The organism is Nocardia sp. NPDC055050, assembly GCF_053608345.1.
The window spans coordinates 18569-33457 of the sequence record NZ_JBSGVG010000052.1 but is presented as its reverse complement, the minus strand read 5'-3'; the positions used below and the strand labels follow the sequence as shown (position 1 = coordinate 33457).

Here is a 14889-nt window from a genome sequence, read left to right as displayed (position 1 = left end):
TCGTCGCATCTCCGCGGCGCCTAACCGGCGACCCGGCCGCGGACCGGCCACTTCGTGGCCGTCCCTCCCTAGGGGTCGGGAGTGCGGTGGTTGGTGGTGCGGTCATGGCGGATCTGGGGTTGAACGGTGGGGCCGGCTAGTGCGGTAGGGCTGCGGACTTCGGGTGTATGGAGTCTCTGGGAGTGCGGTAGGGGTGTGGACTTCGGGGTGTGTGGAGTCGCGGGGAGTGCGGTAGGGGTGTGAGCTTCGGGTGTGTGGAGTCGCGGGGAGTGCGGTAAGGGTGTGGACTTCGGGGTGCGCGGTGTCGCGGGGAGTGCGGTAGAGCTACGGACCTTGGGGTGTGCGGTGTCGCTGGGAGTGCGGTGTGGGCGCGGGCTTCGGAGGCTTCGGTGTGGCTGGGCGAGGAGTGGGGGGCACGCGCTAGTGTGTCGGCTGTGTCTAGACGAGCTGATGGTAGGGCGGATGACGAACTCCGCGACGTGAAGATCACTCGGGGATTCACTACGCACCCGGCGGGGTCGGTGCTGGTGGAATTCGGGCAGACGCGGGTGATGTGCACCGCGAGCGTCACCGAGGGGGTGCCGCCGTGGCGCCGGGATTCGGGGCTGGGCTGGCTCACCGCGGAGTACGCGATGCTGCCCGCGGCCACGCACACGCGCAGTGGGCGGGAGTCGGTGAAGGGCAAGGTCGGTGGGCGGACGCAGGAGATCAGCAGGCTGATCGGGCGCTCGCTGCGGGCCTGCATCGACCTGGCCGCGCTCGGCGAGAACACGATCGCGCTCGACTGCGATGTGCTGCAGGCCGACGGTGGCACGCGCACCGCCGCGATCACCGGCGCCTATGTGGCGCTCTCGGACGCGGTGACCTACCTGGCCGCCGCGGGCAAACTGGCTGACCCGCAGCCGATTTCGTGCATGATCGCCGCGGTGAGCGTGGGTGTGGTCGACGGGCGTGTTCGCCTCGACCTGCCCTACGAGGAAGACTCGCGCGCCGAGGTCGACATGAACGTGGTGGCCACCGACACCGGAACTCTGGTCGAGATCCAGGGCACCGGCGAGGGCGCGACGTTCCCGCGGTCGACCCTGGACAAGATGCTCGACTCGGCCTTCGCCGGTGCCGAGCAGCTGTTCGCGATCCAGAAGGCGGCGCTGGCACTGCCGTACCCGGGCACCCTGCCCGAGCCGTCCGCGAAGAAGTAGTCGTGGCCGTGCGTGTGCTGGTCGCCAGCCGAAATGCCAAGAAGCTGAAGGAGCTTCGCCGGATCCTCGATGAAGCCGGGGTGGCCGGAATCGAATTGGTGAGCCTGAACGAGGTGCCCCCGTACGAGGAGGCGCCCGAGACCGGCGCCACCTTCGAGGAGAACGCGATCGCGAAGGCGCGCGACGGTGCCGTTGCCACCGGATTGCCCTGCGTGGCAGACGATTCCGGCATCGAAGTCGACGCGCTGAACGGGATGCCGGGTGTGCTGTCGGCGCGGTGGGCGGGCGGCCACGGCGACGATGCCGCGAACAACACCCTGCTGCTCGCCCAGCTGGGCGACGTCCCCGACGACCGTCGCGGCGGCCGTTTCGTCTCCACCTGCGCGCTGGTCCTGCCCGACGGTACGACCACGGTGGTGCGCGGCGAATGGCCCGGCACCATCGCCCGTGAACCGCACGGTGACGGCGGCTTCGGCTACGACCCGCTGTTCCTGCCCGAGGGCGGTACCGGCAGCGCCGCCGAACTCACCCCCGCCGAAAAGGACGCGGTCTCCCACCGGGGCCGCGCGCTCACTCAGCTCATCCCGGCCCTGGCCGCCCTGGCCTGACCGACCACACAACACAAGCGCCGCCGCTCCGGATTACCGGGGCGGCGGCGCTTTTCGTGCAAGTCAGAGGCTGTACTGCTGCTTCACGTCTTTGGCGTTGCGGTGCTCGACGAAGAACGACAGCAGCGGGATGGTGCCGGCGACGAGGGTGCCGACGGTGCGGCCGATGGGCCAGCGGACCTTCACGGCGAGGTCGGCGGTGACCAGCAGATAGGCGAAGTACACCCAGCCGTGCACGACCGCGATCCAGCTGGGGGTGTCGACGCCGAAGCCGTACTTGGCGATCATCTCGACGGTGAGCAGCAGCAGCCACAGGCCGGTGACCCAGGCGAGTACGCGGTAGCGCTGCAGGGCCGAGGTGATCTTGGCGGTGGGGGCGCTGCCCGCGGGGGCGGCGATGGCTTCGTCCGGCGACGGTGTGGTGGTGGTGTTGTCGGTCACCCGGCGTTCCTCTCGGGGGAATGCAAGCCGGCGGTGCGGACCTGCGCATCGATGTCGCTGGCGTGCAGTTGCGCCAGGTACTGGTTGTAGGCGGCCGTTTCCGGGTCGTCGGACTTCGCGGCCTTGGGGCGTTCGGGCAGGATGCCCGCGGGGATCTCGCGCGGCGCCTCGGCCTTGCCCGGACGCGGCGACGCGGGCTCTTCGGCCTCGCGTTCCAGCCGCACGAACCGCACATAGGCGAACACCGCGAACCCGGCGAACAGCGGCCACTGCAGTGCGTAACCGAGATTCTGGCCGGTTCCCGACGACGATTCGAACCGTTCCCACTGCCACCAGGCCAGCGCCAGGCAGCCCAGCGCGACGACACAGACCAGCGCGATCAGGGCCGGTCGATTGTGCGCCGGGCGAGGAGGTGGAACGGACACGCGCTCCACGGTACCCGCCTACTACAGAGCACGTAGGAGCAGGTCGCGGCCGGAGTCAACCGCGGAGTCAGGCGTCACAGCACAGTAGTCCGGGTGGCGCGCGTGCGCGAGGTCCCGGCCTGGAAGGTCTGGCGGTAGGCGGTGGGGGAGACGCCGATGACGGCGGACAGGTGCTGGCGCAGGGAAGCGGCGGTGCCGAGGCCCGCGTCGGCGGCGACGCGGTCGATGGGGAGGTCGGTGGCTTCGAGGAGGTGGCGGGCGTGGTCGACGCGTTGCTGCGTCAGCCATTGGCCGGGTGGGAGGCCGGTTTCCTCGCGGAATCGGCGGCAGAATGTGCGCACGCTCATGCGAGCGTGGGCGGCGAGTTCGGTGAGCGGGAGCGGGCGATCCAGGTGGGTCATGGCCCAGGCGCGGGTGGCGGCGGTCGTCGCGGTGCTGGGTTCGGGGATCGGCCGGTCGATGAACTGGGCCTGTCCGCCCTCGCGCCACGGCGGCACGATGCACAGGCGGGCGACCTGATTGGCGACCGCGCTGCCGTGATCGCGGCGCAGCAGGTGCAGGCAGGCGTCGATGCCGGCGGCGCTGCCCGCCGCGGTGAGGATGCGTCCTTCGTCGACGAACAGCACGTCGGCATCCATCCTGACTTGCGGGAACAGAGTGCGAAACCGATCGGCTTGTCGCCAGTGCGTGGTCGCGGGGCGGTCGTCGAGCAAGCCGAGGGCGGCCAGGACGAACGCCGCGGTGCAGATCGACACGATGCGGGTATCCGGCCGGAGTCGACCCAGCGCATCGGCCAGGTCGGCGGGCATCCACTCCTCCTCGGGGGCGTCACACGCGGAGAAGGGCGGGATCACCACGGTGTCGGCCTCGGCGAGCGCGCTGCTGTCGTATTCGACGGCGATGGTGAAGTCGGCGTTGGTCGAGACCGGGGCTCCGTCGAGGCTGCAGGTGCGCACGTCGTAGAGCGCGGCGCCGTCGGGATCGGTCGCCGTGCCGAAGATCCGGGCGGGAATTCCCAATTCGAACGGATAGACCCCGTTCAGCGCCAGAACCACCACGCGATGCATGGCAAGATTCTTACACATATTGGCTTTCTTGCCACTCGTCGATGATTCGCGCACCCGGCATCGTGGACTGCACACGGCCGGTTCGCAGCGAAACGGCCTGGGAGACACAGGGAGAAGCGCCATGCGGGCAATCGGTCAGGACACCTTCGGCGGACCCGAGGTCCTGCGGGTGATCGAGGTCGACAAGCCGAGCCCCGGACCGGCCGAAGTGCTGATCCGCGTGCACGCGGCCGGGGTGAACCCGACCGATTCCTGGCACCGCGGCACCGGCGGACTGCTCGGCGCGATCGCACCGCTGGGCTGGGATGTGTCCGGTGTGGTCGAGGCCGTCGGTGTCGGTGTCACCCTGTTCGCGCCGGGCGACGAGGTCTTCGGCATGCCGCGTCAGCCGCGCGCCGCGGGCGCCTACGCCGAGTACGTCACCGCACCGGCCCGCCACCTCGCGCGCAAGCCGTCGAATCTCACCCACGTCGAAGCCGCCGCGCTGCCGCTCGTCGCGCTCACCGCCTGGCAGGCGCTGGTCGACACCGCCGACGTGCGGCCCGGCCACCGGGTCCTGATTCATGCCGCCGCGGGCGGGGTCGGGCATGTCGCGGTGCAGATCGCCAAGGCGCGCGGTGCGTACGTCGTCGCCACGGCGAGGGCCGACAATCACGACTTCGTCCGCGACCTCGGCGCCGATGAGGTGATCGATTACACCGCAACAGATTTCGTCGACGCGGCCGATGGCATCGACATCGTCGTCGACACCATCGGCGGCGAATACGGCCCGCGCTCGCTGCGAACCCTCCGGCCCGGCGGCATCATCGTGTCGCTGGCCTCCCCGGCGGAAGCGGCCCTGGTGGAGGTTGCCCGCCCGCTCGGCCTGCGGGCCGGGTTCATGATCGTCGAAGCCGACGGCGCGGGTCTGCGCGCTCTCGCGGACCTGGTAGAAAGCGGTGCGCTGCAACCGCACGTGGAAACGGTCCTGCCACTGGAACTCGTGGGCAAGGCCCACGAGATCAGCGACAATCAGCGCACCCGCGGCAAGATCGTGCTCACGGTCACGCAGTGCGGATGATCAGAACTTGTAGCTGATCCCGGTCATCCGCTCGGATTCCTCCCACAGCCTGCGCAGCAGCTCGGGATTGCGCGAGATCTTGCTCGACGGGCACGCCTCGACCGGTCCCTGCGACTGCATCAGGCGGTTGGGGCCCCAGTACACGGTGGGGTCGGCGTCCGGCTCGGTGGCCGCGAACAAGGTGGAGTGGGCGGCCTTGTGCGGCGGGTGGCCGATGAGCTTGATGAACGGCTTGCTGACCTTGTCGAGGGGGGTCTCGGTGCGGGCGAACAGGTCCGTGGCCGAGACCCCGGGGTGCACGGCGTAGGACTTCTTCGCCGACCCGGCCTCGGTGAGCCTGCGCTGCAGTTCACGACCGAACATCAGGTTGGCGAGCTTGGCCTGGGCGTAGGCGAGATTGCGCTGGTAGCGGCGGTTCTCGTAGTTGAGGTCGTCGATCCACAGCTTCGGGGTCTGCTTGTGGGCGATGCTGGCGAGCGAGATCACCCGGTCGCGCACGCGGTCGAGCAGCAGTCCGGTGAGGGCGAAGTGGCCCAGGTGGTTGACGCCGAACTGCGTCTCGAACCCGTCGGCGGTGCGCGAGAACGGGATGTTCATCAGGCCCGCGTTGTTGATCAGCACATCGAATTCGCCCTGCTGCGCGGCGAATTCGCGCACAGAGGCCAGATCTGCCAGGTCGAGCGCGGCCACCCGCACGTCACCGGGGATGGCGTCGGCGATCGGTTGCGCTTTGCTCGCGTTGCGGCAGGCCATGATCACCGTGGCGCCCTTGCCTGCGAGCACCTTGGTGGTCTCGGCACCGAGGCCGCCGTTGGCCCCGGTGATCACGAACGTGCGCCCGGACTGGTCCGCGATGTCAGTTGGTTTCCATGCCATGCGCCTATCTTACTCTGGAGTAAGATAGGAGGGAAGGTCAGGCCAGCAATCCGGTCAGCGTACGGGTGCAGGCGGGTTTGCGCAGCTTGATCATGGCTTTCGCCTCGATTTGGCGCGCCCGTTCGCGGGAGAAGCCGAGCGCCGAACCCACCTCCTCCAGCGTGCGGCCCTCGCCGCGGTCGAGGCCGAAACGCAGTCGGATGACGGCGGATTCGCGCTCGGTGAGCCCCGCCAGGGCCGCCTCCACATAGCCCCCGAGCATCCGAGCCGCGACCACATCCGCCGGTGTGGGCGTGGTGTCGGGCAACAGTGAGCCCAGATCGGTGTCCTCGCCGACGGGCGCGTGCAGCGACACCGGCTCGGCTTCGTGCCGCAGCACCGCCGCTACCTGCGCGACGGTGAGGTCGGCGCCCGCGGCCAGTTCCTCGGTGGTGGCCGCGCGCCCCAGTTGATGCGCCAGCTCGCGCCGCACCCGGATCACCCGATGCAGGACATCGGCCACATTCGAGGGCAGCCGGATCGTGCGCCCCTGATCGGTGAGCGCGCGCCCGATCGACTGCCGGATCCAGAACGTCGCGTAGGTGGAGAGCTTGAGGCCGCGCTCGTGGTCGAATTTCTCCACCGCGCGCATCAGCCCCAGCGTGCCCTCCTGGATCAGATCGAGCAGCGACATCCCGGTGTTGGTCGGGAACCGGCGCGCGATGGAGACGACCAGGCGCAGATTCGCCCGCACCATGTGATCTTTCGCGCGCAGTCCGTCGAGTTCGGTGCGGCGCAACAGTTCTCGTTGTGCGGCGGTGAGTTCGGCACCGGCCGCATCGATCTCGGCCCGCGCGGTCGCGCCCGCGGCGATCCGCGCACCGAGGGCGTATTCCTGTTCGGCGGTCAGCAGGGGAGTGCGTCCGATGGCGGTCAGGTAGTCGCGAATGGGATCGGCGGTGACGGTGGTGGTCAAGAGAACTCCCGTTCGATGTGGGGCTGGTGACCGGTGGGGTGAGGCAGCCCCACCGGTCGGGTTACGCGGGGAACGCAGTGACTACTTGCCGGGAATCCGGATCGGGCGGCGCACGGCCGTCGACCGGGTCTGCGCGCCGCGAATGGCCGAGCCGGTTCCACGTCGCCGTGGGGTCGGGAAATGCGCTTCGGCGCGGCGTGCCGCCCGGGGCCGGCCGGGCAGGGGGAGGGGTTGCGGCGCGGTCGTGATCTCGCGGACCGCGTCGTCGAGTGAACTTCGCATCGTCGTGAATCGGGCCATATCGGCTGCTCCTTCGGTGGTGGAACGGGTGTTGAGGGGCTCGGCGGCGATATCGGGTCCGTGCGGCATGCGCTGTCTCCTTCGATCGTGTCGCTTGCGGCGACGGGCATAAACTTAGAACGAACCTAAAAATATGTCAAGAACAAATTTAGGACGAGTTCAGATATGCTGGTGGCATGACGACACAGCAGGGCCTCAGGGCCAGGAAGAAGCAGCAGACCAGGGAGCAGATCTCGGACCGGGCGACCGAGCTGTTCCTGGCTCGCGGATTCGACCAGGTGACCATCGCCGAGGTGGCCGCGGCCGCCGATGTCTCGAAGATGACGGTCACCAACTACTTCCCCCGCAAGGAAGACCTGGCACTCGACCTCGGCGAGATCTACATCGATCAACTCGCGTCGATCGTTCGGGAACGCGCGCCCGGCCAGTCGGCACTGGCCGCGCTGCGTCACGCTTGCCTGGCGGCCATCGCGGCGCAAGACCAGCTCATCGGCTTCAGCGGCGAGCCGTTCGCCAGGATGATCGCCGACAGTCCCGCGCTGACTGCGCGCGGGCGCGATTTGCACGACGCCCGTCAACTGGCACTGGCCGACGTACTCGCCGCCGAGACAGGTGCCGCGCCCGAGGACATCACCCCGCGCGTCGCCGCGGCCCAGATCGCCGGCGTGCAACGGGTGCTGTTCAACGAGATCATGCGCCGCACCCTGGAAGGCGAATCCAACGCCGAGATCGCCGCCGCGCTGACCCGTGATGCCGAGATCGCGTTCGACACGCTCGAACCCGGCTTGGGAAACTACGCCGTCCGCTGAGCGATCGGTGGCGATTGCTGCCGTGTCACTGAGCTCCCGTGCGGGACCTGAAAGCCCATACTGAGGCATGCCGGATGGTGTTGCTGTGGACAAGCCCGTCGAGCCGATGAGTAAGGCGAAGATCAACATTGTCTTCGCGACGGTGGTGCTCGGCATGCTCATGGCCGCCCTCGACCAGACCATCGTGTCGGCGGCGCTGCCCTCGATCGTCGCCGACCTCGGCAGCGCCGGGCACATGGCCTGGGTGGTGACCGCGTATCTGCTCGCCGAGGCCGTCGCGACCGCGCTCGCGGGCAAGCTCGGCGACCTGTTCGGCCGCAAACTGCTGTTCCAGATCAGCGGCATCATCTTCATCGCAGGCTCGGCGCTGGCCGGCGTCGCGGGCGGCATGGGTGTGCTGATCGTGGCGCGCGGAATCCAGGGCGTCGGCGCGGGCGGGCTGATGGTCACCTCGATGGCCCTGATCGCCGACACCATTCCGCTGCGCGAACGCGGCAAGTATCAGGGCGCCCTCGGCGCGGTGTTCGGCGTGACCACCGTCGTCGGGCCAACTCTGGGCGGGTTGTTCACCGACCACGCGAGCTGGCGCTGGTGTTTCTACGTGAATGTGCCGATCGCGATCATCATGGTGGTGATGGCGGCGCGCACCCTGCCGCACCTGCGCGCGGTCACCCGGCCGGTGATCGACTACCTCGGCATCGGCCTGATCGCGCTCGGTGTGTCGTCGCTGATCCTCGGGCTCGAGTTCGGTGGTAGCGAATATCCGTGGGGCTCTTGGCAGATCATCGGTTTGTTCGTGCTCGCCGCCGTGCTGATCACCGGGTTCGTGCTGGTGGAGAACCGCGCGAAGGAGCCGATGCTGCCGATGCGGTTGTTCAGCAGCCGCGTGTTCACCGTGTCGTCGGTGCTCAGTTTCATCGTCGGTTTCGCGATGCTCGGTTCGATGACCTATCTGCCCGCCTATCTGCAATATGTCGACGGGGCGACGGCGACGATCTCCGGCGTCCGCACCCTGCCGCTGGTGGTCGGCCTGTTCGTCACCTCGGTCTTCTCCGGTCAGGTCGTCGGCAAGACCGGGCAGTACCGGTACTTCCCGGTCGTCGGCATGGCGGTGATGGCGGTCGGCCTCGCCCTGATGTCGACGATGGGCCGCGGCACCAGCGTGTGGCTGGAATCGCTGTACATGCTGATCCTGGGTGCCGGGCTCGGCCTGTCGATGCAGGTGCTCACCATCGTCGTGCAGAACACCGTGCCCTACGCCGATCTGGGCACCGCCACCTCGGGCGTCACCTTCTTCCGCACCCTGGGCAGCGCGTTCGGCACCGCGGTCTTCGGCACGCTGTACAACAGCAAGATCGAGTCCGCGCTGGCGCAGGCATTGCAGCAGGCCCCCGGTATCTCACCGGAGGTGGCGGCGAATCCGAAACTGTTGCGCGAGTTACCGCTCGCGCAATCGGAGCCGATCATCGACGCGTACGCGAGTTCGATCGACTACGTGTTCCGCTGGGTCGTTCCGGTGGCGCTGGTCGGCTTCGTCGTCGCATGGTTCCTGCCGCAGGTGCGCTTGCGCGACAGTTCTCGCCACGGTGCGGGCGATGTCGGGGAGGGCTTCTCGGTACCCGATTCGCACGACCGGGTGGTGCAGCTCGAGCGCTCGGTCGCCACGACGGTGCGCAAGGCCAGGGCGGAGAAACCGCTCATCCCCGAGCTCATCGCCGCTTCGGGCAGCACGCTGAGCCCGGACTCGGCGTGGGCGCTGGGGCAGGTGTACCTGTATGCCAAGGACGAGGTGCCCGCCACGGTGTATGCCATCGCCTACCGGCACCGGCTGCCGGTGGAGGTGCTGTCGCCGGTTTTTCGCCAGGCCGTCGACGCGGGTCTGCTGCACGACGACGGGGGCACCCTGTCGCTGACCGCCGACGGCGACGCCGAGGTCGACAAGCTGCGCGCCGGCTGGCGCCGCTGGCTCGGCGACCGCCTCGACGACTGGAATTCCGAGGATCCGGTCGACCGCGCGCTGCTCGACGAGGCGCTGTCGAAGATCGCGGCCAAGCTGCTCGATCAGGGTGCTGATAGCAGCGAGGTATCGAAAGTCTGATGTCGGTTGTCCACTCCACTGAACGAACCTTGCCGCCGAATACTCGTGGACGTATATTCGTAGACGAGTAAGGAGGCAGTCATGGCGACCAAGCGCAAAGTGAACAACCTGCTGGCGCTCGCCGTGCTCTCGGTGATCGTGCAGCGCCCGATGCACCGCTACGAGATCGCCGCCACCCTGCGCGCCCACGGCAAAGACCGCGACATGGACATCAAATGGGGCTCGCTCTACACCGTCGTGCAGAACATGGAGAAGGCCGGATTCCTCGAGGTCATCGGCAGCGAACGCGACGGCGCGCGCCCCGAGCGGGTGATCTATCGGATCACCGACGCCGGTCGCGCCGAGATGGCGGACTGGACCCGCGAACTGCTCGCCGCACCCGAGCCCGAACACCACCGATTCACCGCGGGTCTGTCGATTCTGGCGGTGCTGCCGCCGGATGAGGTGATCGTCCTGCTCGGTACGCGCATCGCGACGCTGGAGCGAATCATCGAGACCACCAGGGCCGAACTCGGCGAGCTGACGCTGCCCCGGTTGTTCCTCGTCGAATCCGAATTCGGCCTGGCGATGCTGGAAGCCGAGGCGAACTGGGCGCGTTCCCTGCGTGACGAGCTGGCCGCGGGCACCTTCGAAGGCCTCGAACTCTGGCGGCAGTGGCATGTCGACGGCATGCCCACCGAACAGATCCCCGAACTCGGTGAGAGGGGGAACAGCTAGCTCAACCCCGAAGACCCCGGACCCGGTGGCGTGCGGCAACACCCCACCGAGCCCGAGATACCGTCCCGCAACCAGGCGCACCCGGCCACGAGGTGAGGCAACCACAGGATAGCTGGGTGACGCCGACATCAGATCTGGAGATCACCCATGTCCACCACCCGTTCCGCATTGGTCATCGGCGGCGGCATCGCCGGACCCGTCGCCGCCACCGCCCTGCACAAGGCAGGCATCCAGGCCCACGTGTACGAGGCCTACTCCGGTCCCTCCGAGGGCATCGGCTCCGGGCTCGCGCTGGCGCCCAACGGTGTCGCGGCACTCGACATCATCGGCGCCGGTGACGCGGTGCGCGAGATCGCCCTGCCGGTCGCGCAGATGCGACTGCGCGTGAGCGGCCGCGAACACGTCATGCCGGTGCTGGCCGACCAGCCACCGCTGCAGGCCGTCGACCGCGGCGAATTGCACCGCACCCTGCACGATCACGCGGTCGCCGCGGGCGTGCCGTTCAGCTACGACAAGCGGCTGGTGAGCGTCGACGAGCACCCCGACGGCGTCACCGCGCACTTCACCGACGGCTCCACCGCCACCGCCGACATCCTCGTCGGCACCGACGGAATCCGTTCCACCGTGCGGGGTCTGATCGATCCGGCCGCACCGGGACCCGACTACACCGGCATGCTCGGCTTCGGCGCCATGGTCGACTGCGACCTCGACCTGCCCGACGACACCATGGTGTTCGCCTTCGGCGCCAGGGCCTACTACCTGTACTGGAAGCATGCCGACGGCCGCGTGACGTGGGGCGCGAATCTTCCCAGCAAGCAGTACCTTTCGCTCACCGAAGCCCGCGCTGTCGCTCCCGAACACTGGCTCGAGGTGCTACGCGAGACCTACGCAGCCGACTCGCCCGGTGCCGAATTCGCGCGCCGCACCACGGCGCAGAACCTCGAGGTCACCGGTGCCCTGCACATCATGCCGCCGGTGCCGCACTGGTATCGCGATCGCATGGTGCTGGTGGGCGACTCGGTGCACGCTCCGTCGAACAGCTCCGGACAGGGCGCGTCACTGGCGATCGAGAGCGGCGTGCAGCTGGCGCGGTGCCTGCGCGATATCGTCTCGCCCACCGAGGCTTTCGCTGTCTACGAGCAGTTGCGCCGGGCCAGGGTGGAGGGGATCGCGGCGCGCGCGGCGAAGATCAACCACAGCAAGACGCCGGGCCCGATCGCCCGCAAGGTGATGAACGCGGTGATGCCGCTCATGGTCAAAACGGTGATGAACCCGGAGAAGACGATGGGTACCGAACGTCGATACCGCATCGACTGGGACGCGCCGGTCCGGGATGAACTCGCCACTGCCGCAGGCTGATCCGGCCGCCCTCGGTTGTCGCACTGCGGCGATCGAGGGCGCACCGGGTACTCGCCCGAGGCGCGATCAGCGACGGGTCGCGCGCAGCGCGAGAATGCGCGCGGTCTCCGCGTCGGCGGGCAGGAACGCCTCGAGGTGAAGTTCGGCGAGGGTGACATCGGTGGCGGTCGCGAACGAGGTGAGAGTGGTGATCAGACGGAGGTCGCCGTCTGGGGTACGCAGGTGCAGGGGGACGGCGAAGCCGACGTGGTCGGGCCCTGGGCGCGGCGCGGGGAGGTAGCCCGCCAGTTCGGCGATGAGCTGGTCGAGGGCTGGATCGGGCGTGTGGGTGGCGCGGTTCCGCAACGAATCCATGATGTGCCTGCCCCAGTCCGGCAGGTTGCGTACGCGCGGGGCGACGCCGTCGGGGTGCAGGGCCAACCGCAGGATGTTGATCGGCGCGACCAGCAGTTCCGGGGACACGTCCTCGGTGAACAGGTCGAAGGCGGCATTGGCCGTGACGAGTTCGCCGCGCGGGCGAGCGACCAGCGCCGGATACGGCAGATGCCCGTCCAGCACGGCGGTGATCGCCGCACGAACGGGCGCCAATTCCGGAGCCGCCAGATCACTTTCGGGGAAGACGGGTGCGAACCCCGCGGCCAGTAGCAAGGTGTTGCGGTCGCGCAGGGACAGCTCGAGCGATTCGGCCAGCCGCACCACCATCGTGCGTCCCGGTTGCGATCTGCCCTGCTCGAGGAAGCTCAGATAGCGCTGGCTGGTCTCGGCCCGGATCGCCAGGTCGAGCTGGCTGACCCGGCGCCGGGTGCGCCAGTGACGCAGTTGGGGGCCGAATCCGGTCGATGGCGGGGCAGCGGTCATGAATGGAGTGAACCGCGTCGACGGCCGCAACGATTCCCGCCGGGAATCAGCCTCCGGCGCCACCTCGCAGAACCGATCGGTCGATGCGGCACCGATCCCGACCGGCACCTGCCCATACCCTCCGGGGAATCGCGCGGTGGCGCCATCACCGACAGAGTTGTCCCATGCCTGACAACGACATCCACCCTGATCACGCCGTCGCCTACCACCTCGGCGGTGGTCTCACCCGGTCCGCGCAGCAGCGGCCGGAACCGGGCCCGCGCCAGGTCCTGATCCGGGTCCGCGCCGCGTCGGTGAACCGCCGCGATCTGATGCTGATGGACGGCACCTACCCGCTGCCCGCTACCGCGGGCATCATCCCGCTCTCCGATGGTGTCGGCGAGGTGATCGCGCTCGGCCCCGGAGTGACCCGCGCGGGAATCGGCGACCGGATCACCGCGAGTTACTTCGTCCATTGGGTCGACGGTCCGCAAACCCTCGCCACCGCCGCCGAACAGTACGGCGCGAACTACGACGGATTTCTCGCCACCTACGCGCTCGTCGAAGAGGATTCGATCGTGCACGTGCCCGCCCATCTCACCGACGCGGAGGCGGCGACCCTGAGTTGCGCGGGCCTGGTCGCCTGGTCGGCGCTCACCACACCGGGCCCGCCCGCTCCGGGTGCGCGCGTGCTCACCGTCGGTAGCGGCGCGGTGGCGCTGTACGCCATCCAGTTCGCGAAAATCCTCGGCGCCGAGGTCATCTCGATCACCTCCAGCCGGGCGAAGGCAGACCGGTTGCGCGCGCTGGGCGCCGACACGGTGATCGACCGCACCGGGACCGGGAACTGGGGTGACGCGGTGATGGAGATGACCGGGACCGGTGCCGAGCACATCGTCGACGCGGTCGGCCTACCCACGCTCGAACAATCGGTGCGTGCGGGCGCGTACAACTCGACGGTGACGATGATCGGCGCGATGGCGCCCACGCCGGGAGCAACGCTGCCGGACAATCCGTTCGGCTCCTCATACCTGGCCATCCGGCGCATCGCCGTCGGCAGCCGAACCGGTTTCGAAGCGATGAACCGCGCGATCACGAAGCATCGTCTGCGCCCGGTGATCGACCGCGAATTCGATTTCGACGCCGCCGCCGAGGCCTACGACTACCTGCGCTCGGGCGCCTCGTTCGGCAAGGTGGTGATCGCGGTGGGTTGAGCGCGCCGCACGCGGGTGAAGGCGGTGACGCACAGGACCAGCCACAGCAACCCGATGATCCAGCCCGCGAGCACATCGGTGGTCCAGTGGACGCCCAGATAGATGCGCGACAACCCGACGGCGGCGGGAAAGGCGACAGCGAACACCGTGGCGATCACCCGAACCCAGTGCCTGCGCAGCCGCGGGATCACCACGAGCGCCACGATGCCGACGACCACCGTGGAGCCGAGCGTGTGCCCCGACGGATAGGACAGGCTGGGCTCGAAGACCAGCCGCGACGCCTCGGGCGGCCGCTGGCGGCCGACCAGCCGTTTGATCACCCACACCAGCACGCCCGCACCCAGCGAGGTGACGGCGACCAGGGCGGCGACCGGCAGGTTGCGCCGCAGGAGGAAGATCCCGACGGTGAGCGATGCCAGAATCGTCATCGACAGCGTGTCGCCGAGGTCGGTGATCACCGTGGCGATGCTGGTGAGCGGCTCGCCGCGGTGCGCGATCATCCAGTCGAGCACCGCGGTGTCCATCCGGCTGATGCCGCTGGTGACCTCCCAGGTGAGGGCGGTGATCAGCACCGCCGCGGTCGCGATGAGCGCGACCACGCGCGGCGTCCGGCGGCACAGCGCGGACCAGGCGACCTCGGTGGGCGGTGGTTGTCGATAGGCAGTCGGCATAGCTACCAGATTGCCAGCTCACGCCTCAGGCTTCGAAGACCACCGTGTTTCCCGCGACGTCGCGGGTGCCCGCGTCCTTCTTGATCGCCTTCACCAGGTCGGCGACGCAGTCCCAGGTGCGCGGCGGCTCGCACTCGATATTGCCGATCGTGTACCAGGTATCGGTGCCGCGATAGCGGACGAGGCCCTTGCCCGCGTCGTCGAGCATGACATCGAGCTCGCCGGACACCGTCCCTTCCTCTTCGGTCATGAC

At 68.7% G+C, this 14889-nt stretch carries 17 protein-coding genes; 8 read left to right on the top strand and 9 right to left on the bottom strand.

What is annotated here, in order from left to right; translation table 11 throughout:
• The first annotated feature begins 434 nt into the window (after positions 1 to 434).
• Together rph and rdgB are read left to right on the top strand one after the other, a co-directional pair.
• Positions 435 to 1199, top strand: a complete 765-nt coding sequence (gene rph, locus ACWGCN_RS32620) for a ribonuclease PH (protein WP_378638916.1) — start codon at positions 435 to 437, stop codon at positions 1197 to 1199.
• A 2-nt stretch (positions 1200 to 1201) separates the two neighbouring features.
• Positions 1202 to 1807 carry an RdgB/HAM1 family non-canonical purine NTP pyrophosphatase gene (gene rdgB, locus ACWGCN_RS32615; protein WP_378996673.1) on the top strand — a complete coding sequence of 202 codons (606 nt, stop codon included), beginning with the start codon at positions 1202 to 1204 and terminating at the stop codon, positions 1805 to 1807.
• A 63-nt stretch (positions 1808 to 1870) separates the two neighbouring features.
• Here rdgB and ACWGCN_RS32610 read toward each other — a convergent pair whose 3' ends face one another.
• From ACWGCN_RS32610 to ACWGCN_RS32600, 3 genes are all read right to left on the bottom strand, one after another.
• Positions 1871 to 2206 (bottom strand): DUF3817 domain-containing protein, encoded by a 336-nt coding sequence (locus tag ACWGCN_RS32610; RefSeq protein WP_449972372.1) that lies wholly within the window; start codon positions 2204 to 2206, stop codon positions 1871 to 1873.
• A gap of 38 nt (positions 2207 to 2244) precedes the next feature.
• Complete coding sequence (locus ACWGCN_RS32605) at positions 2245 to 2673, bottom strand: transcriptional regulator (protein WP_378996669.1); 429 nt, start codon at positions 2671 to 2673, stop codon at positions 2245 to 2247.
• Positions 2674 to 2747: 74 nt separating this feature from the next.
• Positions 2748 to 3740, bottom strand: a complete 993-nt coding sequence (locus ACWGCN_RS32600) for a GlxA family transcriptional regulator (RefSeq protein ID WP_452459368.1) — start codon at positions 3738 to 3740, stop codon at positions 2748 to 2750.
• A gap of 121 nt (positions 3741 to 3861) precedes the next feature.
• On the opposite strand from ACWGCN_RS32600, the gene ACWGCN_RS32595 reads away from it, so the two are divergent.
• Positions 3862 to 4800: an NADP-dependent oxidoreductase gene (locus ACWGCN_RS32595; RefSeq protein WP_452459367.1), complete on the top strand. Its 939-nt coding sequence runs from the start codon at positions 3862 to 3864 to the stop codon at positions 4798 to 4800.
• Here the strand turns inward: ACWGCN_RS32595 and ACWGCN_RS32590 are convergent, their stop codons facing one another.
• The 3 genes from ACWGCN_RS32590 to ACWGCN_RS32580 form a co-directional block, all read right to left on the bottom strand.
• Positions 4801 to 5676, bottom strand: coding sequence for an oxidoreductase (locus ACWGCN_RS32590; RefSeq protein WP_452459366.1), 876 nt, complete (start codon positions 5674 to 5676; stop codon positions 4801 to 4803).
• A gap of 37 nt (positions 5677 to 5713) precedes the next feature.
• Positions 5714 to 6631, bottom strand: a complete 918-nt coding sequence (locus ACWGCN_RS32585) for a sigma-70 family RNA polymerase sigma factor (RefSeq protein WP_452459365.1) — start codon at positions 6629 to 6631, stop codon at positions 5714 to 5716.
• A gap of 81 nt (positions 6632 to 6712) precedes the next feature.
• Complete coding sequence (locus ACWGCN_RS32580) at positions 6713 to 7000, bottom strand: hypothetical protein (protein ID WP_452459364.1); 288 nt, start codon at positions 6998 to 7000, stop codon at positions 6713 to 6715.
• Between the two features lie 107 nt (positions 7001 to 7107).
• Between ACWGCN_RS32580 and ACWGCN_RS32575 the strand changes: the two genes are divergently transcribed.
• The 4 genes from ACWGCN_RS32575 (at position 7108) to ACWGCN_RS32560 (ending at position 11914) form a co-directional block, all read left to right on the top strand.
• Positions 7108 to 7740 (top strand): TetR/AcrR family transcriptional regulator, encoded by a 633-nt coding sequence (locus ACWGCN_RS32575; RefSeq protein ID WP_378996655.1) that lies wholly within the window; start codon positions 7108 to 7110, stop codon positions 7738 to 7740.
• Between the two features lie 85 nt (positions 7741 to 7825).
• On the top strand, positions 7826 to 9838 hold the full coding sequence (locus ACWGCN_RS32570; protein WP_452459363.1) for an MDR family MFS transporter: 2013 nt from the start codon (positions 7826 to 7828) through the stop codon (positions 9836 to 9838).
• An 81-nt stretch (positions 9839 to 9919) separates the two neighbouring features.
• Complete coding sequence (locus ACWGCN_RS32565; protein ID WP_452459362.1) at positions 9920 to 10555, top strand: PadR family transcriptional regulator; 636 nt, start codon at positions 9920 to 9922, stop codon at positions 10553 to 10555.
• Positions 10556 to 10702: 147 nt separating this feature from the next.
• Positions 10703 to 11914 carry an FAD-dependent oxidoreductase gene (locus tag ACWGCN_RS32560; protein ID WP_452459361.1) on the top strand — a complete coding sequence of 404 codons (1212 nt, stop codon included), beginning with the start codon at positions 10703 to 10705 and terminating at the stop codon, positions 11912 to 11914.
• 66 nt (positions 11915 to 11980) lie between these two features.
• Here ACWGCN_RS32560 and ACWGCN_RS32555 read toward each other — a convergent pair whose 3' ends face one another.
• The gene (locus ACWGCN_RS32555; protein WP_452459360.1) at positions 11981 to 12772 is read right to left on the bottom strand and encodes a helix-turn-helix domain-containing protein; all 792 of its coding nucleotides are present in this window, start codon (positions 12770 to 12772) and stop codon (positions 11981 to 11983) included.
• Between the two features lie 164 nt (positions 12773 to 12936).
• Here ACWGCN_RS32555 and ACWGCN_RS32550 point away from each other — a divergent pair, with 164 nt between their 5' ends.
• Positions 12937 to 13965, top strand: a complete 1029-nt coding sequence (locus tag ACWGCN_RS32550) for a zinc-dependent alcohol dehydrogenase family protein (protein ID WP_452459359.1) — start codon at positions 12937 to 12939, stop codon at positions 13963 to 13965.
• Here ACWGCN_RS32550 and ACWGCN_RS32545 read toward each other — a convergent pair.
• Both ACWGCN_RS32545 and ACWGCN_RS32540 read right to left on the bottom strand, forming a co-directional pair.
• Positions 13914 to 14636 (bottom strand): phosphatase PAP2 family protein, encoded by a 723-nt coding sequence (locus tag ACWGCN_RS32545; RefSeq protein WP_378996645.1) that lies wholly within the window; start codon positions 14634 to 14636, stop codon positions 13914 to 13916. The genes ACWGCN_RS32550 and ACWGCN_RS32545 overlap by 52 nt on opposite strands.
• Before the next feature lie 25 nt (positions 14637 to 14661).
• The gene (locus tag ACWGCN_RS32540) at positions 14662 to 14886 is read right to left on the bottom strand and encodes a hypothetical protein (protein ID WP_378996643.1); all 225 of its coding nucleotides are present in this window, start codon (positions 14884 to 14886) and stop codon (positions 14662 to 14664) included.
• Positions 14887 to 14889: the final 3 nt, after the last annotated feature.

Coding starts and splice junctions, on each gene's coding strand:
- ACWGCN_RS32600 (WP_452459368.1), bottom strand. CDS start 3,740: ATGCATCGCGTGGTGGTTCTGGCGCTGAACGGGGTCTATCCGTTCGAA.
- ACWGCN_RS32595 (WP_452459367.1), top strand. CDS start 3,862: ATGCGGGCAATCGGTCAGGACACCTTCGGCGGACCCGAGGTCCTGCGG.
- ACWGCN_RS32590 (WP_452459366.1), bottom strand. CDS start 5,676: ATGGCATGGAAACCAACTGACATCGCGGACCAGTCCGGGCGCACGTTC.
- ACWGCN_RS32580 (WP_452459364.1), bottom strand. CDS start 7,000: ATGCCGCACGGACCCGATATCGCCGCCGAGCCCCTCAACACCCGTTCC.
- ACWGCN_RS32575 (WP_378996655.1), top strand. CDS start 7,108: ATGACGACACAGCAGGGCCTCAGGGCCAGGAAGAAGCAGCAGACCAGG.
- ACWGCN_RS32565 (WP_452459362.1), top strand. CDS start 9,920: ATGGCGACCAAGCGCAAAGTGAACAACCTGCTGGCGCTCGCCGTGCTC.
- ACWGCN_RS32560 (WP_452459361.1), top strand. CDS start 10,703: ATGTCCACCACCCGTTCCGCATTGGTCATCGGCGGCGGCATCGCCGGA.
- ACWGCN_RS32555 (WP_452459360.1), bottom strand. CDS start 12,772: ATGACCGCTGCCCCGCCATCGACCGGATTCGGCCCCCAACTGCGTCAC.
- ACWGCN_RS32550 (WP_452459359.1), top strand. CDS start 12,937: ATGCCTGACAACGACATCCACCCTGATCACGCCGTCGCCTACCACCTC.
- ACWGCN_RS32545 (WP_378996645.1), bottom strand. CDS start 14,636: ATGCCGACTGCCTATCGACAACCACCGCCCACCGAGGTCGCCTGGTCC.
- ACWGCN_RS32540 (WP_378996643.1), bottom strand. CDS start 14,886: ATGACCGAAGAGGAAGGGACGGTGTCCGGCGAGCTCGATGTCATGCTC.